Origin of the sequence: Aeromonas sp. 5HA1, assembly GCF_029237245.1 — a bacterium.
GTDB classification, from domain to species: Bacteria; Pseudomonadota; Gammaproteobacteria; order Enterobacterales; family Aeromonadaceae; genus Aeromonas; species Aeromonas salmonicida.
This window is the reverse complement of the sequence record NZ_JAACFW010000051.1, coordinates 1-757: the sequence shown is the minus strand read 5'-3', so window position 1 is coordinate 757 and position 757 is coordinate 1. Positions and strand designations below refer to the sequence as shown.

The 757-nt window shown below is 47.8% G+C and carries 1 tRNA gene and 2 rRNA genes; all 3 read right to left on the bottom strand.

From position 1 onward, the window contains the following. A 23S ribosomal RNA gene (locus tag GWQ27_RS22195) occupies nucleotides 1-85 on the bottom strand; the annotation flags it as partial. A 250-nt stretch (nucleotides 86-335) separates the two neighbouring features. Continuing rightward, a tRNA-Glu gene (locus tag GWQ27_RS22190) sits at nucleotides 336-411 on the bottom strand. Between the two features lie 229 nt (nucleotides 412-640). After that, a 16S ribosomal RNA gene (locus tag GWQ27_RS22185) occupies nucleotides 641-757 on the bottom strand; the annotation flags it as partial.

The following is a 757-nucleotide window of genomic DNA, read 5'->3' as shown; positions in this document are numbered from 1 at the left end:
CTTCTCACAGCTTATCGCAGGTTAGTACGTCCTTCATCGCCTCTGACTGCCAAGGCATCCACCATGTACGCTTAGTCACTTAACCATACAACCCCAAGAAGTGTCGTCGAAACGACGCGACTTGTTGCTGTACAACAAGGACCAAAATAAAATTTGGTTTTCGCCAAGAAGTTTCCAAAGCACTTGTAACAAATGTTTGAGAACTACTTTTTAAATCAGCTTTCCAGATTGTTAAAGAGCATGTTTGCAACGGCGCAAGGCCGAAGAAAACAGACATAAACATGTAATGCTTATGTCTGCATTCTCGTATCTAGCAAAAAAGACAAGAAGAGAAGTGGCGTCCCCTAGGGGATTCGAACCCCTGTTACCGCCGTGAAAGGGCGGTGTCCTAGGCCTCTAGACGAAGGGGACCCAAAATCATCTTTGCGCTGCGTCAGCAGTGCAGATTTTGGGTAATGGCGAGTGCTGAGCCTGCGAGGCCGAGCGCCATTATTCACATCCCAAAACCCAATGATAGGGCTTCTCTCATCTGACCGAAGCCAGATAAGCACTGACACGCCAAGGCGCATCAGGTCTTTGCTCTAACTACTTTGAATCAAGGCAATCTGTGTGAACACTCAACAACTTCGTCATCTTAAGGTAAGGAGGTGATCCAACCCCAGGTTCCCCTAGGGTTACCTTGTTACGACTTCACCCCAGTCATGAATCACACCGTGGTAAACGCCCTCCCGAAGGTTAAGCTATCTACTTCTGGTGC